This is a genomic window from Paraburkholderia sp. SIMBA_054 (assembly GCF_046534875.1).
In the GTDB taxonomy this organism is placed as follows: domain Bacteria; phylum Pseudomonadota; class Gammaproteobacteria; order Burkholderiales; family Burkholderiaceae; genus Paraburkholderia; species Paraburkholderia hospita.
Genome location: NZ_JAWRXV010000649.1, coordinates 1 through 278, shown reverse-complemented (window position 1 = coordinate 278; position 278 = coordinate 1). Strand labels below are relative to the sequence as shown.

The 278-nt window shown below is 66.5% G+C and carries 1 protein-coding gene; it reads left to right on the top strand.

All coding sequences use genetic code 11. From position 1 onward, the window contains the following. Positions 1–278: S1/P1 nuclease (locus SB822_RS56700; protein ID WP_410859053.1), on the top strand; the 278-nt coding region annotated here is incomplete at both ends.

Below are 278 nucleotides of genomic sequence, written 5' to 3'. Positions count from 1 at the left end.
CGGCGAGAACGGCTGCGGCTACGAGCCGCCGCGCGACTGCCCCGGCGGCGACTGCGTGATCGTCGCGCTCAAGGTCCAGACCGCCCTGCTCGCCGATCACAGCCAGACGCTCGAAACCCGCCGCCAGGCACTGAAGTTCGTCGTCCACTTCGTCGGCGACATCCACCAGCCGATGCACGCCGGCTATGCCGCCGACAAGGGCGGCAATGATTTCCAGCTGCAGTTCAACGGCAAGGGCACCAACCTGCACTCACTGTGGGACAGCGGCATGATCTACG